Below are 22,901 nucleotides of genomic sequence, written 5' to 3'. Positions count from 1 at the left end.
TCCTGCCGTTCGAAAGTGAACAGGAAGGTGAGTTGTGAGCCGAAACACCGACATCGACACCATTCGCCGATTCATGGGTGCGCTGTGCCGCCTGGACATCGACGATTACCTCGCGTTCTGGGCCGAGGACGGGGTGATGGAATTCCCGTTCATGGCAGATCCCGCGGCACGGCAATCCGTCGGCAGGGACGCGATCGCCGTGAGGTTTTCCAAGGTTCCCCGCGTGTACGAGTCGTTCGCTTTCGAGGACGTCCACATCAGACCGTTGTACGAGGACGGGTCGTATGTGGTCGAGATGCGTGGCCGGGCGCGGTTGAAGAACGGCCGCCCCTACGACAACACCTACATCACGATGGTGCGGGTGCGGGCGGGCAAGGTCCAGGAATGGCGCGAGTACTTCGATCCGTCCATCCACGCCGAGGCGTTCCGGGGTGAATCATGACAGGCGGTGAGAAGGTCGCGGTGGTGACCGGCGGTGCGTCCGGCATCGGACTGGCGATCGTCGAATGTCTTGCCGGGTCCGGTTTCCGTGTTCTCGTGGCGGATGTATCCGGCAAGGAAAGCGAAGTGGCGGCCGGGCTGGGTGCCGGGGTCGAGGCGATACACGTCGACGTCACCTCGCCCGGCGACGTCAAAGCCATGGTCGAGGCCGCACTGGACGGGTGGGGCCGGCTCGACGGCCTGGTCAACGTCGCGGGTACATGCCCCAACTTCGATCTGATCGGGGACTGTCCGGTGGAGGCCTACGACCTCATCATGGACGTCAACCTCAAGGGTACCTTCCTGGCCATCAAGTACGCGGCGCCCGTGATGGCGGCCGGCGGCGGTGGTTCGATCGTGAACATCGCCTCGGCCGGTGGCATCGGCGGGGTCGCCCGGATGGGCGCGTACTGCGCCGCCAAGGCGGGCGTCATCCAGCTCACCAAGGTCGCGGCGATCGAGTACGGGCTGCAGGACGTGCGGGTGAACGCGGTCTGTCCCGGCACCACATTGACGCCGATGGCCGAGAACTTCTTCACATCGATGCCCGGTCAGCGTGAAGAGGTCGAGGCGGCGACCGCGCTCGGACGGCTCGGTAAACCCTCGGACGTGGCGGAGGTCGCCGCGTTCCTGCTCAGCGACGCGGCGTCCTACGTCACGGGTACGGCGGTGCCCGTGGAAGGTGGGCGGTTGGCGTCACCGGTTTCCCGTCAGCTGGCGAGGGTGGAGTCGTGAGCGCGGGTTCGGCCGGCACCGCGTTGGGGCCGCGGTGTCCGCGTCTGCACTTCGACCACCACGCGCCGAACGAACGAGCGGCCCTCGAGCGGTTGTGCGCCGACCTGCGGCGGGACGGCGGGATCGCCTGGTCGGACGCCTACGATGGCTTCTGGGTGGTCGGGGGTTTCGACCTGGTCGACGAGGTCCTGCGGAACCCGGCTCTGTTCTTCTCCGGCCGGCGGGACGGCGGACGATCCGCGGGACTGGGCATCCCGACGTTCCGGACGCCGGCATTCATCCCGGGGGAGGTCGATCCGCCGGACCACCGGCCCTACCGTGACCTGCTCCTGCCCTTCCTGGGCAAGAGCGCGATGGCCGGGCTGGCGCCGGTCGTCGCGGAGATCGTCGACGGGTTGCTCGAAGACATCGCCCGGAAGCGGGCCTTCGACGTCGTCTCCGATCTTGGTAACGCGGTCCCGGGCATCGTCACCATGCACCTGCTGGGCCTGCCGTACGAGGCGTGGGGGAGGATCGTCCGGCCCGTCCACGACACACACAACGTGGAGCCCGGATCGGCGGCAGCCGCGGAAGTCCAGCGGCAGATGGACGCGGTGCTGGGCGAGCTCACCGACCTGATCGCGCGTCGGCGCCGGGAACCGGCGGACGATCTGACGAGTCACCTCGTGCGCGCCTCGGAGCCCCACGCCCTCGACGACCACGAGGTGCTGTCCCTCCAGCTCGCGGTGCTGTTCGGGGGCGTGGGCACCACGGCCGAGGCGATCGCCAACTCACTCCTGTACCTGCAGCACGATGCTGCCCTCCGCGCTCGTCTCGCCGAGGGACCGCACGCTGCCGACATCGTGGAGGAACTTCTGCGGTACATCACCCCTGCGCAGTCCTCGGCGCGGACGGTGGCCCGGGACACCGAGCTCGGCGGCCAGCGGCTGCACGGGGGACAGCGGATCCTGCTGCTGCTGCTGGGTTCGGCCAACCGCGATGCCCAGCGGTTCGACCGGCCCGACGCTGTCCTGCCCGACCGAGAGCGGCGACGGCACGTGGTCTTCGGCGGAGGCGTGCACACCTGCACGGGACAGTGGCTTGCGCGGCTCGAACTCACCACGACGTTGCGCGCCTTCGTCCGGCGGTTCCCGGACTACCGGATCGATGAGAACGCGGCGGTTCCCTTTGCCGTGCAGTCGATCCACGCCGGTTGGCTCGGCATGCCGGCCGTTGTCGAAGCGAGTTAGCCAGCCCGGACAGTACGCGGTGCGGTGGCGTCTCCGACGCCCGCCAGCGCCTGGACAAGGGAGTCGAGGGTATGAGCAAACGATGGCTACTGGTCGCCGGACTGTGTTTCGCGACCGTGGTGTGCGACGGATATGACCTGGCGGTCTATGGCGCGACCGTGCCCAGCCTGCTCGATTACAAGCCGTGGGGCATGGACGCGGCCACGGCAGGCGCCATCGGTAGTGGCGCGGTCGCCGGGATGTTGATCGGGGCGCTGCTGGCCGGGGTGGTCACCGACCTGATCGGGCGGCGGCGGATGCTGCTGTTCAGCGTGTCGTTGTTCTCGGTGTGCATGGGTCTGTGCGCGATCGCGCCGGGGCCGGCCGTGTTCGGTGTGTGCCGCGCATTGTGTGGCCTCGGGCTCGGCGGCGTGATGCCGATCGCGGTCGCGCTCACCATTGAGTTCGCTCCGCACACCAGGCGCAACTTCGCGGTGGCGGTGATGAACACCGGCTACGGCGTCGGCATGATCCTGGGCGCGGTGGTGTCGATCGCGCTGGTGCAGTCGGCCGGGTTCCGGGTGATCTATGCGATCGGCGTCATTCCGTTGGTCGTGCTGGCACCCGTGGCGTGGCGCTGGCTGCCCGAGTCGCCGGCCTACCTGGCGGCGAAGGGCCGGCCGGAGGAAGCCGGTGCGATCGCGCGGCGGTTCGGCATACCCGTGCCGGAGGCGCCCGAGGCGGCCCGGCGAGCGCGTTTGTCGGCCTTGGTGCGCCGCCCGCAGTTGAGGCCACTGGTGGTGTTCGCCATCGCGGGCTTGCTGGCGCAGATCCTCGCCTACGGGCTCAACACCTGGCTGCCCGAGATCATGCGGCATGCCGGCTACCCTCTCGGGTCCGCGTTGGCGATGCTGCTGACCCTGTCGGCGGGAGCGGTCGTCGGCGACCTCGTACTGGGCAGGCTGGCCGACCGCTTCGGCGGCCAACGTGTCCTGGTCCTCGGTTTCGGCATCGCGGTGTTGTCGTTGCTGCTGCTTTCGGTCGATCCCCCGGCCTGGCTGCTCTACGCCGGCCTTGTGCTGGCGGGGATCGGAACCCAGGGCACCATCAGCCTGCTCAACAGCCACTCGGCCACCCGGTTCGACCCCAGCGTCCGCGGTTCCGCGCTCGGCGCGATGATGGGGGTGGCCAAGATCGGCGGTGTCGTGGCACCGCTGATCGGCGGATGGATCGTCGGTGCCGGCCTGACCATGGCTTGGAGCTTCTACCTCTTCGTACTCCCGGCTGCGGTCGGTGTCGTCGTCGTGATGCTCGATCGGGCACGGCAGCAGCGGGTCCCGGCCATGGCTCTCGTCTCGCAACCGGTGGAGAAGAACTGAGGTCCGGACAACGCCACCGCCCCGGACCAGCGTGATCAGCTGGTCCGGGGCGGTGGCTCGTTCGGTGTGACCGTCGACCCGTGACAGAGCGGACCGGCCGTTACCGGGCGCTGGTCAGCACGTGATCGGCGGCCTTCTCGCCGATCATGATCGTCGCGGCGTTGGTGTTGCCGCTGGGCAGCGTGGGCATGACGGAGGCGTCCGCGACGCGCAGCCCGTCGACACCGCTGACCCTCAGCTCGGGGTCGACCACAGCCTCGGGGCCGGACCCCATCCGGCAGGTCCCGGCGGCGTGCTGCCCGCCGTAGCTGGTCCGCTTGATGACCTCGACGAGCTCCTCGTCGCTCTGCACAGAAGGGCCAGGGAGGACCTCCGCGCGGATGTACTTGCGGAACGCCGGCGCCGCCGTGACCTTCCGCATGAAGCGGAAGACCTCGACCATCGCCTGCAGGTCGCGCGGATCGCCGTACATCGGACGGTCAATGCGGGGCGGCGCCAGGGGATCGGCGGACCGCAACGTGATGCTGCCGCGACCCTGGGGATGCACCGGGCAGAGCAGGGCGCGACCGACCGCGTTCTTCGCCAGCTGCATGGCGTGGACGTCGTGCCCGTCGCCCTTCTTCCGTTTGGCCTTGCCGTGCTCGAACCCGAACGGCGCGAACATGACCTCGAAATCGGTGCGGGTGCTCTCCGGGGAGAAGGTGCCGAACAGCAGCGCCTGGGCCGCCGTGGCGGTCGCGCCGCCCTGCCCGCGCAGCACGAAGTCCAGCCCGTGCCGGAGGAACCCCCACGCGTGCAGTTCCTGGTTCAGGCTGGGGACGTTGACCTCGAACGACATCGGCGCGCAGGCGTGCTCCTGGAGGTTGCGGCCCACGCCGGGCACGTCCGCGAGCACCGGGACGCCGTGCTCGCGCAGGTGGTCAGCCGGCCCGATCCCGGAGAGCATCAGCAGGCGCGGGCTGGCGATCGCGCCTGCGCTGAGCACGACCTCGCCTGCGCAACGGAGCTGCGTCACGGTGTTCCCGCGGCGGACCTCCACGCCCACCGCACGTCCGCCTTCGACGAGCACGCGCAGGACCTGCGCGTGCGTCCAGACCGTGCAGTTGCGGCGCCGCCGGGCACGGGCGAGGTGACCGCGCGCAGTGCTCCACCGGATGCCGCGGCGCTGGGACACCTGCGTCCGCGCCGCGCCGATCTGGCGTTCGCCGTTGTAGTCCGGGTTGAACGGCAGGCCCGCCTGGGTCGCGGCCATCAGGAAGGCGTCGTTGAGCGGGTGCCGCACGCCGACCGGTGCCACGTGCTGGGGACCGGTGCCGCCGCGGAAGCGGTCACTGCCACGTCGGTAGGTCTCCGCTCGCCTGAAGTAGGGCAGCACATCCGCGTATCCCCACCCCGTGGCGCCCAGCTTCTCCCACTCGTCGAAGTCGGCCGGGTCACCGCGGACCCAGATCATCCCGTTGACCGAGCTGCTGCCGCCGAGCACCTTGCCGGCGGCCCACTTGTCGGTGCGGCCGCCGAGTGAGGGGTCGGGCTCCGCGCTGTAGTTCCAGTCCAGACCGCGCGGCATGCGGTAGAGGCCGACGGGCAACTGCACCATCGGGTGCAGGTCGGACCCGCCCGCCTCCAGCACCAGCACGCGGTTGTCCGGTGACTCCGACAACCGGTCCGCGAGCACGCAGCCCGCCGAGCCGGCGCCGACGACGATGTAGTCCCATTCCTGGTGGGCTGTCACGATTTCTCCGATCGCGATGCGGGGAGCGGCTCAGGCGGAGGCGCGCGGGTCGTTGATCGTCCGGTACTCGAGGAACTCGCCGAGCCCTTCCGGTCCGAACTCGCGGCCGAGCCCGCTGGCCTTGAGCCCGCCGAAGGGCGCGGCGGTGTTGGTCAGGTAGCCGTTGAGCGTGAAGGTGCCGCTCTCGACACGCCGGGCGACCGCGAGCGCGCGCTCCGGGTCGGCGGTGAACACCGCGCCGTGCAGGCCGTAGTCCGAGTCGTTGGCGATGGCGACGGCCGCTTCGTCGCCGCCGTCGAACGGGATCACCGACAGGACGGGCCCGAAGATCTCCTCCTGGGCGATGCGCATGGAGTTGTCCACGCCGGTGAAGACGGTCGGCTCGACGTACCATCCGCGGGGCAGGCCGGCCGGTCGTCCGCCGCCGCACGCGACCGTGGCGCCTTCGGCGCGTCCGGCCTCGATGTAGCTCTCCACCCGCGCGCGCTGCGTGGCCGAAGCCATCGGGCCGATCTGGGTCTTCGGATCGGCCGGATCGCCGACGACGAGCCCCTTGACCCCGTCGATGAGCGCGTCGACGACCTCGTCGTGGCGGGAGGTGTGCACGACCAGCCGGGTCAGCGCGTTGCACGCCTGACCGCTGTTGTAGAACGACCCGGCGAGCAGCGCCGGCACCAGCACGTCCACCTCGACGTCGTCGAGGGCGAGTGCCGCCGACTTGCCCCCCAGCTCGAGGCTCACCCGCTTGAGCTGCTCGCCGCAGGTGGCGGCGATCCGGCGGCCCGCGGCCGTGCTGCCCGTGAAGGTCACCTTGTCGATCCCCGGGTGGGCGACGAGGTGCTGCCCGGCGTCGCGGTCGGCGGGCAGGATGCTCACGACCCCGTCGGGAATGCCGGCCCGCTGGAGCAGCTCGCCGAGCACGAACCCGGTCAGGGGGGTCTCCACCGCCGGTTTGGCCACGACCGAGCACCCCGTCAGCAGGGCCGGGACGACCTTGACCAGGGACAGGAACAGCGGCCCGTTCCAGGGCGAGATCGCGGCCACCACACCGACCGGCTCCCGCAGGATCCACGCCGGCCCGCGCGGACCCGGCCTGCGTTCTTCGAGCGTCAGCTTCTCGTAAGCGTCGGCGAACGAGCGGACGAGGCCGATGGCCCCGGCCTGGCTGCCCTTCGACATCGTGATCGGGGAGCCCATCTCGCTCGTGACGCGCTGGGCCAGGTCATCGGCGTGCTCCGCGAGCAGGCCGGCCAGCCGGCGGACCGCCGCGACACGCTCGTCCGGTGGGGCGTCGCGCCACTCCCGCCGCCGCCACGACTCCCGCGCGGCGTCGACGGCTCGGTCCACGTCGGCGGCGGTGACGCGGGGGATCCGCGCGACGACCTCCTCGGTCGCGGGGGAGACGACATCGACCTTCTCGGGGCTCGCGGGTTCGGTCCAGCGGCCGCCGATCAGGATCCGGTCGTAGTCATATCCAGGCACTGCGTTCCTCATTCTCCGCCGGTCTGTCCGGCCGGGCGACGGTTCGGTGGGGGCTCAGACGTCCCACTCGATGGGGATCGTCGACGGGTTGCGGAAGGTGGAGCCCTCGATGGTCAGCGGGCCGTGGCCGGCCGGGAGGCGCACGCCCGGGAGCCGGTCCAGCACCGCGTTCATCGCGAGCGTGATCTCCGTCCGGGCCACGTGCATGCCGATGCACAGGTGGGCTCCGAAGCCGAAGGCGAGGTGGCTGCGGGGCTTGCGGCGGATGTCGAAGCGGTGCGGGTCCTCGTAGCGCATCGGATCCCGGTTCGCTGCGGCGATGCACAGGTTGATGCCCGCGCCCGCCGGGATGTGCACGCCGTCGATTTCGACGTCGGCCTTGGTGAGGCGGTAGTTGAACTGGGTGGGGGACTCCCAGCGAAGAGCCTCTTCGACCGCCTGGGGCAGCAGGGTGCGGTCCTGACGCAGCAGGTCGAGCTGCTCGGGGTCGTTGAGCAGGCCGACCAGGAGCGAGCCGAGACCGCGGGTGGTCGTTTCCCCGCCCGCCACGAGCAGCACGCGCAGGAAGGACAGGATCTCCTCGTCGGTGAGCGGGTGCTCGCCGTCGACCCGCGCGTCGATCAGCACGTCGACCGTGGTGTTGCCGGGTTCGCGCCGGCGCCGGTCGATCACCTCGCCGAACAGTTCGGCCAGACGTTGCGACGCGGCGCCGGCGATGTCGGGGCGGGTCTTGACGAGCTGGAGCCCGACGGCGAGCCGGGTGAACTCGCCGAGCAGCCCGGCGTCGAGGCCGATGATCTCGTGCACGACCCGGATGGGCAGCCAGAGTGCGAACTCCCGCATCAGGTCCGCGGACCCACGCTGGGCGAACCGGGCGAAGACCTCCTGGACCACGGGGTCGACGATCTCGTCCCGCCAGCGGGTGAACTGCTTCTTGTTGAAGGCCTCGGTCAGCAGCCGGCGCAACCGGGTGTGCTCGGGCGGGTCGAACGTGATGAGGCTGTTCCCCTGGACGCGCCCGACGGTTTCCTGCAGCACGGTCGAGCTGAAGATCTCCGGGTGGCGGTAGGCCTGCGCGCAGGCGTCGTGGCTGAGGAAGGTGAACACTTGCCTGTCGCCCGCCGCGTTCGCCATCGAGTACGGCAGCTTGAACACGTCGGTGAGCACGTCACTCCGGTAGACCGAGCCCCGCGAGCGTAGTTCGTCGTAGATCGGATGCGGGTCGTGGAGCGAGTCATCGGACGTTTTCAGCGCCTTCTCGTACTCCGCGTCGAGATCGTGGTCGCGGTACGTGGCCCACGGGGCCGGGCCCGGTGCGGCGGTAGCTGCGGACACTTCACTCTCCCTCGAGCGACGCCGGTCACAGCAGAGTACAAGAGTGTACTTTTTTCCACCAGTGGCCAAGCAGGGCTTACAGTATCCTCAAATAGCTTTGGCTGTCTGCGTCACGGGGAGACGATGATGCGGATCAAGGTCGACCCGTCGCAGTGCCAGGGATACGCACGGTGCCTGATGATCGACGAGGACGTGTTCCCGCTCGACGACGAGGGGTGCTCGGCAGCGGACGGGACGACAGTTTCGCCGGAGCGGCGGGGGATCGCGCAGGAGGCTGGATTCGTGCCCGCAGGGCGCGATCGGTGTCGTGGAGTGACCCCGGCGCCGCGGGACCCGGCGGTTGTCGTCGAGGAGTTCCTGGCGAGCGTCGCCGATCTTCGGCGCACGGAGCCGATCAGGACCTGTCTGCACGCCGTGGTGCAGGACGTGATGAAGGCGTCCCGGCTCGCGATCGAGGCCGTGCGCGGCCGCCGGCCCGGTGCCACAGGGATCGCCGTGCGGGCGGGCAGCCTCGCTGTGCGCGGGCAGTGACCCGGTCTTCGTCGAGCCTCTCGGCCACGCCCGGCTCCGGGACGGCCGTGTTCGGCGACCAATTCGGCTTCGGCTGGTTCGCCGGAGCGGTGCGGGTCTGACGCCGCGTCAGACCCGCACCCCTCACACGCTCATGCCGCGACCTTCATGAGCGTGCGGACGTCGGCCGGGTTGAGGACATCGCTCATCGGCATCTTGTCCGTTCCGACGACGTCGGCGGCGGCGATGTAGGTGTTGGGCACCCCGCAGATGACGATGTGCACCGGCTGCGCGACGAGCTCGCGGGAGACCGCCTCGAGCGACTGCGTCCGTTGTGGACTTCCCAGCGGTGGCTGCTCGGCGGCCGCGAGCAGGCCGGCCAGCTGTGGCGAAGTCCCTCCGGGCGCGTCCGGACCGGCGTAGTTGAGCTGGAGCTGCAGCAGCGGGTCCACCTCGGCGTTGACCTGCTGCAGCAGCGCGGCGAAGTGGCCGGACCGGAACTCCGGCCGGGCCGAGCGTCCGTCGATGGAGTTGATCTGCATCGTCACGCCGATCTCGGCGAGCTGCGGCTGCAGCGCTGCCGCGAGAGTGGCGGCCGCGGTCCCGTTGGCCACCACGGTGGGCAGGACGAGCCCGGGTGCTCGTGCGGCGATGGTCGCCCGGGCCCGCGCGACATCGGGGCCGCCCGCCGGTGCGTCGTCGAGGTGGCCGGGGCCGGCGGCGAGCGGCTGGACGGACGGCGCGCACATCCCGCCCAGCAGTGAGTTGTTCAGCAGGTTCCGGTCGATGGCCGCGCTCAGTGCCTGGCGGACCTGCGGGTCGTCGAGCGGCTTGACGCGGGTATCGAGGTTCAGGGCGAACACCGACCGGGTCGGCACCTGGGTGACCCGGTAGGCGGGGTCGCTCTGGAACTGCTTGATCTCCGCGGCGGCGTCGAGGTTGACGAAGGCCCAGTCGATCTCGCCCGACCGCAGGGCGTTGAGCCGGGTCGACGTCGTCGGAATCGCGACGACGTCGAACCCGGCGGCCCGCGGGCCCCGGTCCCAGTAGCCGTCGTAGCGGGTGAAGGACACGCGGTCCTGGCCTGCCCGGTCGAGCCGATACGGACCGGAGCCGACGGGCTCGGTGCCCAGCCGGCCGAACGCCGACGGCGCCGCGATCGAGAGCGCGACACTGGTGAGCTCGGCGGGCAGCGCGGGGTCGGGGGCGGCGAGGTCGAGGACCACCGAAGCGCCCTCGGCGCGGACCGCGGTCACGCCCGCCAGGCGGGACGAGGCGACCGCCTTGCCGCTGGTGCGCGCTCGTTCCAGGTTCGCCACCACAGCCGCGGCGTCGATCGGCGAACCGTCCTGGAAGGTCGCGCCCGGACGGATGTCCAGGCGGACCGAGCGGCCGTCGTCGGAGACGGTGTAGCCCGTCGCGAGCTGGGGGAGGATCTCGCCGTTCGCGCCGACCGTCAGCAGCCGGTCGTAGAGCAGCGAGAAGTACATGTTGTCCGCGACCTCGTTCACGGTGGCGATCGGGTCCCACTGGCTGGCCGGCACGCTCATGGCAACGGTGACGCGCGCGGCCGGGTCGCCGTCGCGTGCCGTCCCGGTGCCGCCCTCGGTGGCGGGCACGCAGGCGCCGAGCACGGCGACCAGCAGGCCGGCGAGTGTGGCCCGCGCGAGCCCGGAATACCGGGCGGACGTCGTTCTCACGAAATCGGTCCTCCTTTACTGACGCCCCTCATGGCGCTAATTTAGGGTACTCATCTTCGAGCCCGGGAGGAAGCCCGATGCCACCAGAGGACACTGGAGTCCCGCCGCAGCTCGACGGCCTGCGTGTGCTGGACCTGTCGAACTACACGCCCGGTCCGTTCGCGACGCAGATCCTGGCCGATCTCGGCGCGACGGTGCTCAAGGTGGAGCGGCCTCCGCACGGTGACCTGGAACGGCTGTCGGTACCCGAGTACTTCCGGGCCTACAACCGGGGCAAGCACTCGATCGCGCTCGACCTGCGCGATCCCGACGACCGCGCCGTGCTGCACAAGCTCGCCGCGGAGGCAGACGTGGTCGTGGAAGGGTTCCGGCCCGGCGTCGCCGAGCGGATCGGTGCCGGGTTCGCGGAACTGGGCCGGCTGAACCCCCGGCTGGTCTACGTCTCGCTCCCCGGTGTTCCGGCCGCGTCCCCGTTCGCGCACGACCGGGCCCACGACTCGGAGTTCCAGTCGCGCGTCGGAGCGCTGGCGGTGCTGGCGGGCGAGGGCGAGCCCGCCTACGACGTGCCCTACCCGGTGTCGGACTACGCGGCCGGGATGTACGCGACGATCGGCATCCTCGCGGCGCTCGCCCGGCCGACGGGAGCGCCCGTCCGGATCGAAGCCCCATGCTTTTCCGCGGCGCTGGCGTGGATGTACCCGATGCTGTGCCGGCTGGTGCACCCGGTCGGCACGCCGTCGCGGGGACGGATGCCGGGGGTCGGTGTCTTCGTCACCTCCGACGGCCGCCACCTCACGATGTCGACCATCGAGGACCGGGGCTGGGTGGAACTGTGCCGCGCGATCGGGCGCCCCGACGTGGCCGACGATCCCGGGTTGGCCACGCTGGCCCAGCGCAAGGAGCGGTTCGACGAGCTGGACGAGATGCTGCGGTCGGCGATCGCGGCCCGTCCGCTGGCCCACTGGGAGACCGTGCTCCGGGACCACGAGGTGTCCGTCGGGCCGGTGCGCACGCCGCACGAGGCGCTCGAGGACGAACTGGTCCGGTCGCTGGGAATGCTGCACGAAGGCGAGGAACCCGGCTCCGCGCCGGCGCTCGGGTTGCCGCTGAACGGTCTGCGGTCCGTGGTCCACCGGCACGTGCCGGCCCTCGACGAAGACGGCGACGCCGTCCGGGCCGATGGCTGGACCGCGCTCGACCGCGGATAGCCGGGGCCCCGTTCAGGGCATGTAGGAACCGCCGTTGACGTGCACGGTGCTCCCGGTCGTGTAGGCGGCTGACGGGAGGCACAGCGTGGCCACGGCGACCGCGATCTCCCCGACCCGGCCGAACCGCGGCACGACCGACCCCAGCCGGCGCGTCTGTGCGGCCTGGTCCTCGGGATCGGGCCACTTGGCCTCGACCGCGGGTGTGGCGGTCAGGCCCGGGGCGACGCAGTTGACGGTGACCCCCGACTGCCCGACCTCGGCGGCGACGGACCGGGTGAACCCGGTGATGCCCGCCTTGGCCGCCGCGTACGGCGCCAGTCCCGGCCCGGGGTCCCAGGCCGCCGAGGAGGTGACGTTGACGATCCGGCCCCAGCCCGCCGCGAGCATCGACGGCAGTACCGCGCGGGTCACGTGCATCGTGCCGTACAGATGGGTCCGCACGACGAGGTCCCAGTCCGCGTCGGTGAGGCCGGTGACCGGCCCGCGGGGCCCGGGAACGCCCGCGGCGTTGACGGCGATGTCGAGGCGGCCGTACCGCTCGAGGACCGTCGTGACCGCCGCGCCGACCTCCGCCGGATCGACGACGGAGGCGGCGACCCCGGTCAGCTCTCCGCCGGTCGTGCCGGAGAGGCGGCGGGCGGCGTCCGCGGGCCCGGCTTGCGCCCGGTCCAGCAGGACGACCGCGGCGCCACGGCGGGCGAGTTCCGCCGCGGCGCCGCCACCGATGCCACCGGCACCGCCGGTGACGAGCGCGACGCGGCCCGACAAACAGTCCACATCGGACATGACAACCTCCGAATGCCTGGAAGGAAAAGGAATAGATGAAGGATCGAGGCGAGGGACATGAGTAGAAGGCTCGACGACCAGGTCGTGCTGATCACCGGTTCGACCCACGGGATCGGCAGGCGGATGGCGGAGCTGTTCGCGCACGAGGGCGCCCGGGTGGTGGTGACCGGCCGCAGCCGCGACGCGGGTGCGGAGCTGGAGCGGACGATCACCGAAGCGGGCGGACAGGCGTTGTACGTGCCCATGGACATCACGGTCGAGGAGGACGTGCGGGGCGCGGTCCGCGCCGGGGTCGAGCGTTTCGGCGAACTGACCGCGCTGGTCAACAACGCCGCGTGGGTGCAGGGCCGGTGGAAAGTGGACGGTCCGGTCACCGAGATAGCGCTCGCCGACTGGAACAGATCTTCCGCGTGAACACCACCGGGACCTTCCTCGCCAGCAAGTACGCGCTGCCCGAGATCGTGCGTTCGGGTGGCGGTTCCGTGGTCCACATCGCCTCGACCGCGGCGATGCAGGGGCGCGCCGGCCTCGACGCCTACACCGCCAGCAAGGGGGCCATGGTCAGCCTCACCCGGTCGATGGCGGCCTACTATTCGCGGTATTCGGTGCGGGTGAACTGCCTGGTGTCGGGTTTCGTGGACACCGGGGAGCCGGCGATCCGGGCGATGCTGGAGGATCCGCAGTTCGGCCCGATGATCCGCAAGTACTACCAGGGCCGGGTCGGCACTCCGTCGGACATCGCCTACACCGCCGCCCACCTCGTGTCGAACCAGGCCGGGTTCATCACCGGCGCGATCGTTCCGGTCGACGGCGGCGCCACCGGACTGTCCCACATGGACCGTCAGGTGGCGGATATGCCCGGGTTCCCGAGCGGTGTGGAGGTCGACACCCAGGCCGCGGACCGGTTGTCGACGGCGGGTGCGGAGGTGAACCCGTCCTGACGCCGAAACAGGGGGGTGCCTGGCGAGCGGATCGCTCGCCAGGCACCCCCGACCGAGCCTCAGTTCGTCAGGCCGAGGGTGCGGATGTCCGGGTTGAGCGTGATCGAGCTCCACGGCATCTGGTCCAGGCCGACGAGCTTGGCGGTGCCGGTGAAGAGGTTCGGGATGCTGCACACGTGGACATGGACCGGTTCGGCGATCACGGCCCGGCTGAACTGCTCCAGTGCCGCGGTGCGTTCCGGCGAGCCGATGGGGGCCGCGATGGCCTGCCGGGCGCGGGCCGTGATCTCCGGCGAGGCGCCACCCGGGCTGTCCAGGCCGAGGAAGTTGTTCTCCAGGGTCAGCGCCGGGTCCAGCTCGCCGTTGATCTGGTGGACCATCAGATCCGGCTTGCCACTGCGGAAGATCCCGCGCGCGTCGTTCTGGTTGACACCGTTGATCTGGAGGTCGATGCCGGCCTTCGCCATCTGCGCCTGGATCGCCGGTGCCAGCGTCTGGGACAGACCGGCGGCCAGGAAGATCCCGTTGATGGTGAGCCCGGTGGCGCCGGCGGAGGCCAGCAGCTGCTTCGCCTTCTCCGGGTCGTAGGGATATTGCTGCTCGGCGCCGTCGATGTGCCCGGGGCCCGTCGGGAACGGCTGGACCGCCGGCTGGCACAGGCCGCCCACCAGGGCGCTGAGGGCGTTGCGGTCCACGGCGTAGTTCAGGGCGCGACGGACGTCGGGGTTGTCCAGGGGCGCGTGCGTGGTGTTCAGGTAGAGCGTGAACACCGATTGCGTCGGCTTGGTCAGTACCTGGTAGGCGGGGTCGGACTGGAATCCCTTGGTGTCGGCGTAGAGGTTGATCTGTGCGTTCGCCCCGTCGATCTGGCCGCTGCGCAGCGCGTTCATCCGGGCGGGACCGTCCGGGATGGACAGAAGCTCGAGCCGGGCGGCCTTGGCGGCCCCCGGGTCCCAGTAGCCGTCGAAGCGTTCGTAGACCGCGCGGTTGGCCGACTGGGAGACGAACTTGTAGGGACCCGAGCCGACCGGCGCGGTGGCCAGTGTGGCGAAGGCGGCCGGGCTCGCCATGCCGAGAACGGGGCTGGCCAGTACGGCGGGCAGGCTGGGGTAGGGCGCCGAAACGGTGAACGTCACGGTGGCGGGGCCGGTGGCCCGGACTCCGGTGACCGGGCCGAGCTTGGCCTTCAGCAAACCGTTGGCCGAGCGGGCCGCCAGCGCGCGTTCGAGGTTGGCGACGACGGCGGCGCTGTCGATCGGCGCGCCGTCGTGGAACCTCGCGCCGGGGCGGAGGGTGAAGGTCCAGGACAGCTTGTCGGGGGACTCCTCCCACCGTTCGGCGAGCCGGGGCACGAGGTCGCCGTTCTGGTTGACCCCGGTCAGCCCGTCGTACAGGGCGCCGAAGTAGGTGACGTCGCCGATCTCGTTGCGGGACGCGATGGGGTCGAACTGGACCGGTGGGTTCGCGATCGAGAAGCGGACCGTCGCGGCGCGGTTCACCTCCCCGCCCGCGGTGGTCGCCGACCGGCCGGCTCCGGCGCACGCGGTCAGGCTCGCCGCGGTCAGTGCGGCGGTCAGGATGGCAGTGAGGCGCGACGTTCTGGACAACATCGTTGTTCTCCTCGTCGAAGGGGTGGGAACTGGGCTGCGGGTCAGCCGTGAACGCTCGCGGCTTGGGTGTTCGCGCGTTCGCCGGACGCCGCTGTGACGTCCGGACGGGCCTTCCAGAAGTAGTTGTGCACCCCGGCGGCGCTGGCGGTCCGCCGGAACGTCATCCGCACCGGCATGCCGACGAACACGTCGCCGGGGTCGACGTCGGTCAGTTCGCAGATCAGCCGCCCGCCGCCGGCGAAGTCGACCACGGCGGCGATCACCGGTGGGCTCGGGGAGAACGCGAGGTGGTCGATCGAGAACGTGACGACCCGGCCGCCGCGCTCGGCGAGCGGGTGGGGCTGCTGGGTGTCCACTGCTCCACACCGGACGCACACGTGCTCGGCGGGGATGTTGACGGTGCCGCAGGCGGAGCACCGGCCGGCGACGAGACCGTACTTGTAGGGCGCCGCGCGGTGCGCGGGCGGCGCCGCGGTCGGTTGCGGGTCGGGCCGGCGCGGTGGTTCCCGGACGAGGTGGCCCCGCCAGGTGAGGAACGTCCCGTAGGAGACCGGAGCGCCTCCCCCGAGCTGGGAGGCGACCGTGACCGGGGCCCGGTGGTCCGCGAGCGCGGCGGTGGTGCGCAGCACCAGGCAGGACGCCCCGTCACCGAGGACGACCAGCGCGACGACCTCGCCGGCACCTGCCCGGTCCAGGACGTCGGCGAGCAGGAGGCCGGCCTGCGCGGTGCCGGGGTTACCGGCCCGGCTGGCGAGCGTGTCGGTCACCGCCTCGCGGCGTACGCCTGCCCTGGCCGCCACCGCCCGCGCCGCCCGCTGGTGGAGGCCGGCGACGATGAGGTGGTCGACGGCGCCGATCTCCGCCCCGGCCTCCCGCAGAGCGCGGCGGAGCACATCGAGGCCGTGGTCGGTGTAGGGCCCTTCGGCGAACCGTTCCTCCCAGACGCGCGATGCCGGCTCCCCGGGCACCCGCCAGCGGTCGAAGAGCTCGTCGGTGGTCCACGTCGTCGCGAGCACCTCGGCGAGGGCGGGCCGGTCCGGGCGCGGCCGTGCGAGCACGAAGGCCGCAGCCGCGTCACCGCCGCCCCGCTCGTCGGCCCCGCCGGGCAGACCGCCGCGGAGGTCCGACAGCACGGCCAGCGTGGGGCCGGGGTTGGCAGCCGCGGTCGCCAGCGCGGCGGCTCCTGCCCGTGTCGACCCGATCAGGTCCATGGCCAGCGCGGAACCGGGGAGCCGCAGCGCGGCGTGTGCCGCTGCGGCGTTGGTCCGGTCCAGGTAGGGCGGTTCGCCGATCGCGAGAACGAAACTGCTGATCTCGTCCCGGGGGAAGGCGGCGAGGGCGGCACGGCCCGCCTCGACGGCCATGGATGTGGCGTCCTCGTCGTACCCCGCCACGGTGCGCCTGCCGCGTCCGCCCGGGGTGCCGAGCACGGCTCCGATGTCGGCGAGGTCGAGCCGGTGGTGGGGCAGGTAGGACCCGTAGGCCACGAGTGCGTTCACGTCACGCTCCGCTGGTCGCCGGAGTAAGGGCAATTAGAGTATACGAAATTACAGGAACTGGCCAAGAGTGTCGACATCTTCGCAGGAATAAGGACGCCCACTTCCCTTGTCGACACTAGATGAGTATCTTCAAATCATGTCTGCGCGAAGCATCCGAGACGCGGCCGCCATCGTCGGCATGGGACTGACCCAGTTCGGCGAGCTCTGGGATCGCGGCCCCGAGGACCTCATCGTCGAGGCCGCGCTCGCCGCGGTCGAAGATGCGGGAATGACCCTGTCCGATGTGGACGCCTTCTGGCTCGGCACCCGCGCGACGGGGATGAGCGGGCTCACGCTCAGCCGTCCCCTCAAGCTCGCCGGCCGACCGGTCACCCGGGTCGAGAACTTCTGCGCCACCGGCTCCGAGGCGTTCCGCAATGCCTCCTACGCCGTCGCCGCGGGCGCCTACGACGTCGTCATGGCGCTGGGCGTGGAGAAGATGAAGGACGCGGGCACCTCCGGTCTGGTGCCGGTCCCGGTGCCCGAGGACGGCACGCGCACGGAGCTCACCGGCCCGGCCTACTTCAGCCTGCTCGTCCCCGCCTACGCCGAACGCCACGGCGTGTCCCGGGAGGAGCTGCGCCGCGTCCTCACCCACATCGCCGCCAAGAACCACTTCAACGGCGCGCGCAACCCCAAGGCCCAGTTCCGCAAGGAGGTCGCGGCCGAGACGATCGAGCGGTCGCCCCGCGTCGCCGGCGACCTGCGGGTGTTCGACTGCTCCGGCGTCAGCGACGGCGCCGCGGCCGCGGTGATCGTTCGGGGCGAGGACGCGCCGGCCCGGCGGGCCGATCCCCTCTACGTCAAGGGGTTGGCGCTCGTCGCGGGCGACGGGTCCGGTCAGCGCGACACGGAGTACGACTTCACGACCTTCCCGGAGGTCGTGGCCGCCGGACGGCAGGCTTACGCGCAGGCCGGGGTCGAGGACCCCGCCCGCGAACTCGCACTCGCCGAGGTGCACGACTGCTTCACCCCGACCGAGCTGGTACTCATGGAGGACCTCGGGTTCTCGGCCCGTGGCTCGGCGTGGAAGGACGTCCTCGCCGGCCGGTTCGACCTGCGCGGCGACCTGGCGGTGAATCCGGACGGGGGCCTCAAGAGCTTCGGGCACCCGGTGGGCGCGTCCGGGCTGCGGATGCTCTACGAGTGCTGGCTCCAGCTGCGCGGCGCCGCTCCCGCGGAGCGGCAGATCGATCTGCGCGGGCGCACGCTCGGGCTGACCCACAACCTGGGCGGTCCGCCGGGGGACTGCGTCTCGTTCGTCTCGGTCGTCGGCACCCAGCGGGGCTGATCGTGCCCGTGGGCGGCAGCGGCGGAGCGAGCCCGGTGAGCGGTGTCCGCGAGACACAGCCGTCCCGGCGCGCGGTCACGCCGGCGCTGCTGTCGCTGATGCTGATCATCCTGCTCTACATGAGTTCCTTCGGAATGGTCCTCGCGATCCTCCCGGTCCACGTGACCCGGGAACTCGGCGGTGGCGGGGTGGAGACCGGGGTGGTGTACGGCCTGTTCGCGGTCACCGCGCTCCTCACCCGGCCGTTCGTCGGGTGGTGGGCCGACCGTTCGGGCGCGCGGCGGGTGGTGGTGCTCGGCGCCGCGGCCGCCGCGCTCGCCACCGGCGTGGTTCCGCTCGGCGGGGGCCTGGTGGTCCTCATGGCTTTGCGCCTGCTCTACGGCTTCGCGCACGCCGCGGTCTACGTGCCGACGATGGCCAACGTCGGGGCGGTGGCGCCGCCGGGACGGGTCGGCGCCGCGGTTTCCTACTTCACCCTCGCCCACTACACCGGGCTGGCCGTCGGACCGGGAATCGGCTCGGCGGTCATCGGCGCCGCCGGGACCGACGTCGCCTGGCTCTGCGCCGCCGCGGTGGCCGGTGCAGGCGGTCTGGTCGCGCTGGCGGTGCCCCAGTTGCGGCGCCCCGCGGACCGGGCGAGGCCGGAGCCGGCCCTCGCGGAGGTGCCGGACGGGCTGGCGCCGCCCCGCAGGCGGCGCCCGTGGCATCCCGCCGGCCTGCGGCCGGGAGTGCTGATGGGGCTGCTTCTCGGCGGGCACACCGCACTCGCCGCCTTCGCCGCCGCGCGCGCCCACGAGATCGGGCTGGCCGACGTCACGCTCCCGTTCGCCATCTACGGGGTGGGCAGCGTCGTCGTCCGGCTCGTCGGCGCGCGGTACGTGGACCGGCTCGGGCGGGCACGGGGTCCGTTGCTGTCCGGGTTGCTCGTCCTGGCGGCCATGGTGCTCATCGCGGTCGTGCCGGCGTCCTGGGCCCTCAACACCGGCGCCGGACTGCTCGCGGCCGGGATGATGCTGCAGGGAACGACGTTGACGCCGCTGGTGTTCCAGCGCGCGCCGGAGCGGGAACGCTCGGCCGCCGTGGGCACGTACAGCGCCTTCTCCGATCTGTCCGCGTCGCTCGGCGGGCTGCTGCTCGGTCTGGCCGTCGGAAGCTACGGGTCCGCCTCGGGGGCGTTCCTTGCCTCCGGGGCGGCAGCGGTCGTGGCGATCGCGCTCGTCCCCTGGGCGACCGGCGTCCCGGTCCGCCGCGTGTGGTCCGCCGCTCCGGTGAGCAGCCGATGAACGGGAGTGTGGACAGCGCCTTCACGATCGCCCGCAGGCCGGTTGGTGCGCCGGCACCCGGGTGCAGCGACTCAGGCCACTACCCACCGGTGGCTCCGGGAGGCAGCGAACGTCTGCTGGGCCGTGCTCTGGCCGGTCGTCGCGACCGGGTTCTCGTCGCGACGACGTTCGGGCACCCGCTGTTTGCGGGAACCGGTGCGGGAGCCGCAGCGGGCACCTTGTGCAAGTCGGTCGAGGGCAGCCTGCGCCGGCTGGGGACCTGTTGGATCGATCTCCGCCAGCTCCACAAACCGGATCCCGACGTGCCGGTAAGGAGACGCTGTCCGCCCTCGCCCCGCTGGCCGGCGGTCTGCTCAGCGGAAAGTACCGCTCGGATGTGCCGGCTCCGCCCCGGAGCCGGCTGCTCAGCAGGCCGGGCGTGACCCGTGTGCTGGCCGGCGCCACCCGCGTCGAGCGGGTGGAGGAGAACGGGGCCGTGCCGAAGCGGGCTGCGGGGACCGTCCCGCGGCCGACCGAAAGTGAGGAAGACGATGGACACGCCAGGTCCGGGCACCGCGCCGCTGCGCGGCGTTCGCGTGCTCGAGCACGGGTCGAAGGGCCCCTCGCAGTTCGGGGCGATGGTGCTGGCCGATCTGGGCGCCGACGTGATCCGGGTCGACCGGCTCACCGCCCTGGACCGGCCGCTCGCCGGGTACGATCCGCGGCTTGACCTGCTCAACCGCGGCCGCCGGTCGATCGCGCTGGACCTGCGGCACGAGTCCGGCGCGGATCTCCTGCTGCGGCTCGTGCGGTCGTCGGATGCCGTCATCGATCCGTTCCGCCCGGGCGTGACGAGCCGGCTGGGTGCCGGGCCGGAGGAATGTCTCGCGGCGAACCCGGGCCTGGTGTACGCGCGGATGACGGGCTGGGGGGACGAGGGGCCGTACGCGCGGGCGGCCGGTCACGACATCAACTTCCTCGCCGCGTCCGGGGTTCTCGACCTGATCGGCCGCGCGGACGGCGGGCCGGTTCCGCCGCTGAACCTGGTGGGGGACTTCGGGGGCGGCGGGATGCTGCTGGCGATCTCGGTGCTGGCCGGCGTCTTCGCGTCCCGGGCGGGCGCCGGCGGGCAGGTCGTCGACGTCGCGATGCTCGACGCGTCCGCGCTGCTGGCCACCGTGGTCCACACGCTGCGGGCGATGGACTCGTGGGGGCCGCGCGGGACGAACCTGCTCGACACCGGGGCGCCCTACTACGACGTCTACGAGACCGCCGACGGCGGGTACGTCAGTGTCGGCGCCATGGAGCGCACGTTCTACGAGGAGTTGCTGCGCGGCGTCGGACTGGACGGCGACCCGGCCATGCTCGCCGCGCACCAGGACCGGACACTGTGGACGGAGGCGAAGAAGCGGCTGGCCGAGGCTTTCCGCACCCGGACCCGGGACGAGTGGGCGGCGGAGTTCGCCGGGCGGGACGCCTGCGTCGAGCCCGTGCTGAACCTGGACGAAGCCACTGAGCACCCGCAGGTGCGGCACCGCGGGATCTACGAGCCGCGGTTCGGGGTCCCGCAACCCGCGCCGGCGCCCCGGTTCGCCGCGACGCCGTCGTCGGTGCGCCGCCCGCCGCCGCTGCCCGGGGAGCACACGGACGAGATCCTGGAGGGGCTCGGCCTGTCCGCCGCGGAGCGGGAGGAACTCGCCGCGGCCGGGGTGCTGCGCATCGGCGACACGGCGCGCTGAGCGCTCGGGCCACCGGCGGCCGGTCAGTCGGCCGGATGCAGACCGGGACGCGCTACGCTGTGCTCCCCGGACGTACCGGGGTGCGCGAGGTAGCGGCTCATCGCCAACAGGTGGCTCTGCATGCGGTGGCGCGCGAGCGCCACGTCGCCGGCGACGATGGCCTCCACGATCCGGTCGTGGGCGTGGCGGACGTGGCGGCCGCGCTTGCGCACCTCCTCGACTCCTTCGGTGCGCGGCACGGTCAGCTTCGTGAGGACCTCGAGGAACAGCCGCATCGCGGGGTTGCCCGTGAGGTCGGCGATGACGAGGTGGACGTCGTGGGTGCCCAGCCGGTCGGAGGCCTGGATCGCCGCCTCCTGGTCGAGGGTCGCGCGCAGGAGCCTGATGCCGTCTTCGTCGATCTTCTCCGTCGCCAGCTCGACGATCTTGAGCTCGAGCGCCGACCGCGCCTCGAACACGTCGCGCGGGGTCGCGTGGTCGAACTGCAGGTGCAGCGCGGCCGCCCGGACGACCGAGGACGTGTTCGGTGTGGTCACCACCAGCCCGCCACCCGGCCCACGCCGCATGCGCGCCACCGAATGGTGTTCGAGCAGGCGGACGGCCTCGCGGAAGATGGCCCGGCTGATCCCGAACTCGGCGAGCAGGTCGGGCTCCGATCCGATGACCTCGCCGACGGGCCAGCCGAGCTCGACGATCTTGTCCTCGAGCCGGCGGGCGACCTGCTCGGCGAGCTTGCTCGGGGCGGATTCGAGAGCAGGCGCGCCCGTGCGGGGGAGTGCCGGAACCGGGGCCACGGAGGATGAGTCGCTCGCCATAGTAGAACAGTATATTCATAATTCGCTGATCATGGACATGACTCGGACGACATGCCAGCTAGTTGTGTCTACTCTGCCAATTAAGTATCCTGAATATCGGACAGGTCTCGAGGAGGTCGAAGCATGGGAAGTCTCGACGGGCGAGTCGCCGTGGTCACGGGCGCGGGGCGTGGCCTCGGAGCGGCGCACGCGAAGCTGCTGGCGCGAGAGGGTGCACGTGTGGTGGTCAACGACCTCCAGCGCGGCTCGGAGCACCCCGCGGCGGAGGTCGCCGAGGAGATCAGGGCGGCCGGGGGTGAGGCGGTCGCGAGCGGGCACGACATCACCGAATGGGAATCCGGGCGCGCGCTCGTCGAGCTGGCCGTCTCCTCATTCGGCCGGCTGGACGTGCTGGTCAACAACGCCGGCGCGCTACGTGACCAGTTCCTGGTGAACATGAGCGAGGAGGACTGGGACTTCGTCACCCGGGTGAACCTGAAGGGTCACTTCGTGCCCACGAGGTGGGCGGCGTCCTACTGGCGGGACCGCGCCAAGGCGGGCGAGGAGATCCGCGCGTCGGTGATCCACACCTCGTCGAGCTCAGGACTCTTCGGCAACCCCGGGCAGGCCAACTACATCGCCGCGAAGGCGGGTGTGGGTATGTTCTCGCAGGCCGTCGCCACCGAACTCGAGCGGTACGGAGTCCGGTCGAACTGCATCGTGCCGGCCGCTCGCACGCGCCTGACCGAGGCGGTGCCCGCGGTGAAGAAGCTGATGGCCGCACCCGACGACGACGGTGCCTTCGACGTGTACGACCCGGCCAACGTCTCGCCGGTCGTGGCCTACCTGGCGACGGCGGACTGCCCGATCAGCGGCGGCACGTTCTACGTGCGGGGCGGGCACGTCACCGTCGTGGAGTCGTGGAGCCGGGGCCCGGCGCTCGACCGTGACGCGCGGTGGACGGTCGGCGAACTGGCCCAGGAACTGCCCGGCCTGGTGGCCAAGGTGCAGTCCGCCCGGTGAGGGTTTCCGGGGCTGGGCGAGACCGAGGGGCTCGCCCAGCCCCGGTGTGTGCGGCTCGCCCAGCCCCGGTGTGTGCGGCTCGCCCAGCCCCGGTGTGCGGCTCGCCCAGCCCCGGTGTGTGCGGCTCGCCCAGCCCCGGTGTGTGCGG

General features: G+C 71.5%; 19 protein-coding genes and 1 pseudogene. 12 read left to right on the top strand and 8 right to left on the bottom strand.

Features of this window, described 5'->3' with window-relative positions; translation table 11 throughout:
- Nucleotides 1-34: 34 nt before the first annotated feature.
- Genes FB470_RS33935 through FB470_RS33920 form a run of 4 tightly spaced genes read left to right on the top strand, consistent with a single transcriptional unit; the run spans nt 35 to nt 3,802 of the window.
- Nucleotides 35-442 (top strand): nuclear transport factor 2 family protein, encoded by a 408-nt coding sequence (locus FB470_RS33935; RefSeq protein ID WP_306998317.1) that lies wholly within the window; start codon nt 35-37, stop codon nt 440-442.
- The gene (locus FB470_RS33930) at nt 439-1,215 is read left to right on the top strand and encodes an SDR family NAD(P)-dependent oxidoreductase (RefSeq protein ID WP_306998315.1); all 777 of its coding nucleotides are present in this window, start codon (nt 439-441) and stop codon (nt 1,213-1,215) included. The genes FB470_RS33935 and FB470_RS33930 overlap by 4 nt, the downstream gene beginning before the upstream one ends.
- Nucleotides 1,212-2,444 carry a cytochrome P450 gene (locus tag FB470_RS33925; protein ID WP_306998313.1) on the top strand — a complete coding sequence of 411 codons (1,233 nt, stop codon included), beginning with the start codon at nt 1,212-1,214 and terminating at the stop codon, nt 2,442-2,444. Before FB470_RS33930 ends, FB470_RS33925 begins: the two co-directional genes overlap by 4 nt.
- Nucleotides 2,408-3,802 (top strand): MFS transporter, encoded by a 1,395-nt coding sequence (locus FB470_RS33920; RefSeq protein WP_306998311.1) that lies wholly within the window; start codon nt 2,408-2,410, stop codon nt 3,800-3,802. Before FB470_RS33925 ends, FB470_RS33920 begins: the two co-directional genes overlap by 37 nt.
- A gap of 100 nt (nt 3,803-3,902) precedes the next feature.
- Here the strand turns inward: FB470_RS33920 and FB470_RS33915 are convergent, their stop codons facing one another.
- The 3 genes from FB470_RS33915 to FB470_RS33905 are packed head-to-tail and all read right to left on the bottom strand — an operon-like array spanning nt 3,903 to nt 8,351.
- Nucleotides 3,903-5,534, bottom strand: a complete 1,632-nt coding sequence (locus FB470_RS33915) for a GMC family oxidoreductase (RefSeq protein WP_306998309.1) — start codon at nt 5,532-5,534, stop codon at nt 3,903-3,905.
- Nucleotides 5,535-5,564: 30 nt separating this feature from the next.
- Nucleotides 5,565-7,016 carry an aldehyde dehydrogenase gene (locus FB470_RS33910; protein ID WP_306998308.1) on the bottom strand — a complete coding sequence of 484 codons (1,452 nt, stop codon included), beginning with the start codon at nt 7,014-7,016 and terminating at the stop codon, nt 5,565-5,567.
- A gap of 54 nt (nt 7,017-7,070) precedes the next feature.
- On the bottom strand, nt 7,071-8,351 hold the full coding sequence (locus FB470_RS33905) for a cytochrome P450 (RefSeq protein WP_306998306.1): 1,281 nt from the start codon (nt 8,349-8,351) through the stop codon (nt 7,071-7,073).
- Between the two features lie 123 nt (nt 8,352-8,474).
- On the opposite strand from FB470_RS33905, the gene FB470_RS33900 reads away from it, so the two are divergent.
- On the top strand, nt 8,475-8,882 hold the full coding sequence (locus FB470_RS33900; protein WP_306998304.1) for a ferredoxin: 408 nt from the start codon (nt 8,475-8,477) through the stop codon (nt 8,880-8,882).
- 131 nt (nt 8,883-9,013) lie between these two features.
- Here the strand turns inward: FB470_RS33900 and FB470_RS33895 are convergent, their stop codons facing one another.
- Entirely contained in the window at nt 9,014-10,561 is a 1,548-nt protein-coding gene (locus FB470_RS33895) for an ABC transporter substrate-binding protein (protein WP_306998302.1), read from the bottom strand.
- A gap of 77 nt (nt 10,562-10,638) precedes the next feature.
- Here FB470_RS33895 and FB470_RS33890 point away from each other — a divergent pair, with 77 nt between their 5' ends.
- Nucleotides 10,639-11,769, top strand: a complete 1,131-nt coding sequence (locus FB470_RS33890) for a CaiB/BaiF CoA transferase family protein (protein ID WP_306998301.1) — start codon at nt 10,639-10,641, stop codon at nt 11,767-11,769.
- Between the two features lie 12 nt (nt 11,770-11,781).
- On the opposite strand, the gene FB470_RS33885 is transcribed toward FB470_RS33890, so the two are convergent.
- Entirely contained in the window at nt 11,782-12,555 is a 774-nt protein-coding gene (locus FB470_RS33885) for an SDR family NAD(P)-dependent oxidoreductase (protein WP_306998299.1), read from the bottom strand.
- Between the two features lie 57 nt (nt 12,556-12,612).
- Here FB470_RS33885 and FB470_RS35940 point away from each other — a divergent pair.
- Nucleotides 12,613-13,496, top strand: a pseudogene (locus FB470_RS35940) (SDR family NAD(P)-dependent oxidoreductase).
- 59 nt (nt 13,497-13,555) lie between these two features.
- On the opposite strand, the gene FB470_RS33870 reads toward FB470_RS35940, so the two are convergent.
- Nucleotides 13,556-15,106, bottom strand: a complete 1,551-nt coding sequence (locus FB470_RS33870) for an ABC transporter substrate-binding protein (protein WP_306998294.1) — start codon at nt 15,104-15,106, stop codon at nt 13,556-13,558.
- Nucleotides 15,107-15,147: 41 nt separating this feature from the next.
- Nucleotides 15,148-16,605 (bottom strand): OB-fold domain-containing protein, encoded by a 1,458-nt coding sequence (locus FB470_RS33865; RefSeq protein WP_306998291.1) that lies wholly within the window; start codon nt 16,603-16,605, stop codon nt 15,148-15,150.
- Nucleotides 16,606-16,741: 136 nt separating this feature from the next.
- Between FB470_RS33865 and FB470_RS33860 the strand changes: the two genes are divergently transcribed.
- From FB470_RS33860 to FB470_RS33850, 4 genes are all read left to right on the top strand, one after another.
- A complete protein-coding gene (locus tag FB470_RS33860; RefSeq protein WP_306998289.1) occupies nt 16,742-17,935 on the top strand; it encodes an acetyl-CoA acetyltransferase in 1,194 nt (397 codons plus the stop codon).
- 35 nt (nt 17,936-17,970) lie between these two features.
- A complete protein-coding gene (locus FB470_RS33855; protein WP_306998288.1) occupies nt 17,971-19,218 on the top strand; it encodes an MFS transporter in 1,248 nt (415 codons plus the stop codon).
- Entirely contained in the window at nt 19,215-19,640 is a 426-nt protein-coding gene (locus FB470_RS35935) for an aldo/keto reductase (protein ID WP_370876639.1), read from the top strand. Before FB470_RS33855 ends, FB470_RS35935 begins: the two co-directional genes overlap by 4 nt.
- A 108-nt stretch (nt 19,641-19,748) precedes the next feature.
- Nucleotides 19,749-20,936: a CaiB/BaiF CoA transferase family protein gene (locus FB470_RS33850; protein ID WP_306998286.1), complete on the top strand. Its 1,188-nt coding sequence runs from the start codon at nt 19,749-19,751 to the stop codon at nt 20,934-20,936.
- A 23-nt stretch (nt 20,937-20,959) separates the two neighbouring features.
- Here FB470_RS33850 and FB470_RS33845 read toward each other — a convergent pair whose 3' ends face one another.
- Nucleotides 20,960-21,751 carry a FadR/GntR family transcriptional regulator gene (locus FB470_RS33845; protein ID WP_306998284.1) on the bottom strand — a complete coding sequence of 264 codons (792 nt, stop codon included), beginning with the start codon at nt 21,749-21,751 and terminating at the stop codon, nt 20,960-20,962.
- Between the two features lie 123 nt (nt 21,752-21,874).
- Here FB470_RS33845 and FB470_RS33840 point away from each other — a divergent pair, with 123 nt between their 5' ends.
- Nucleotides 21,875-22,753: an SDR family NAD(P)-dependent oxidoreductase gene (locus tag FB470_RS33840; protein ID WP_306998282.1), complete on the top strand. Its 879-nt coding sequence runs from the start codon at nt 21,875-21,877 to the stop codon at nt 22,751-22,753.
- Nucleotides 22,754-22,901: the final 148 nt, after the last annotated feature.

Source organism: Amycolatopsis thermophila (genome assembly GCF_030814215.1).
Taxonomy (GTDB): Bacteria; Actinomycetota; Actinomycetes; order Mycobacteriales; family Pseudonocardiaceae; genus Amycolatopsis_E; species Amycolatopsis_E thermophila.
This window is presented reverse-complemented; position numbering and strand designations above follow the sequence as displayed.

Excerpts from the sequence above, each read along its gene's own strand:
- FB470_RS33930 (WP_306998315.1), top strand. The coding sequence starts at position 439 with ATGACAGGCGGTGAGAAGGTCGCGGTGGTGACCGGCGGTGCGTCCGGC.
- FB470_RS33900 (WP_306998304.1), top strand. The coding sequence starts at position 8,475 with ATGATGCGGATCAAGGTCGACCCGTCGCAGTGCCAGGGATACGCACGG.
- FB470_RS33890 (WP_306998301.1), top strand. The coding sequence starts at position 10,639 with ATGCCACCAGAGGACACTGGAGTCCCGCCGCAGCTCGACGGCCTGCGT.
- FB470_RS33885 (WP_306998299.1), bottom strand. The coding sequence starts at position 12,555 with ATGTCCGATGTGGACTGTTTGTCGGGCCGCGTCGCGCTCGTCACCGGC.
- FB470_RS33870 (WP_306998294.1), bottom strand. The coding sequence starts at position 15,106 with ATGTTGTCCAGAACGTCGCGCCTCACTGCCATCCTGACCGCCGCACTG.
- FB470_RS33860 (WP_306998289.1), top strand. The coding sequence starts at position 16,742 with ATGTCTGCGCGAAGCATCCGAGACGCGGCCGCCATCGTCGGCATGGGA.
- FB470_RS35935 (WP_370876639.1), top strand. The coding sequence starts at position 19,215 with ATGAACGGGAGTGTGGACAGCGCCTTCACGATCGCCCGCAGGCCGGTT.
- FB470_RS33850 (WP_306998286.1), top strand. The coding sequence starts at position 19,749 with ATGGACACGCCAGGTCCGGGCACCGCGCCGCTGCGCGGCGTTCGCGTG.
- FB470_RS33845 (WP_306998284.1), bottom strand. The coding sequence starts at position 21,751 with ATGGCGAGCGACTCATCCTCCGTGGCCCCGGTTCCGGCACTCCCCCGC.
- FB470_RS33840 (WP_306998282.1), top strand. The coding sequence starts at position 21,875 with ATGGGAAGTCTCGACGGGCGAGTCGCCGTGGTCACGGGCGCGGGGCGT.